This is a genomic window from Pseudomonas juntendi (assembly GCF_009932375.1).
Taxonomy (GTDB): domain Bacteria; phylum Pseudomonadota; class Gammaproteobacteria; order Pseudomonadales; family Pseudomonadaceae; genus Aquipseudomonas; species Aquipseudomonas juntendi.
The window spans coordinates 1-233 of the sequence record NZ_BLJG01000511.1; the positions used below are offsets into that span (position 1 = coordinate 1).

Below are 233 nucleotides of genomic sequence, written 5' to 3' on the forward strand. Positions count from 1 at the left end.
GATCCCCAAGGCGATCAACCAAGTCATCTACCGTATCCTGATCTTCTACGTGGGTGCGTTGGTGGTGCTGCTGTCGCTGACCCCGTGGGACAACCTGGTGGCCAGCATCGACGCCTCGGGCGGCAGTTATGGCAGCAGCCCATTCGTGCAGGTGTTCTCGCTGCTGGGCAGTGACGTGGCCGCCAACCTGCTGAATTTCGTGGTGCTGACGGCCGCGCTGTCGGTGTACAACA

1 pseudogene is annotated in these 233 nt (G+C 61.4%); it reads left to right on the top strand.

The annotated features are described in order from the left end of the window. Window positions 1-233, top strand: a pseudogene (locus GYA94_RS26995) (amino acid permease); the annotation flags it as partial.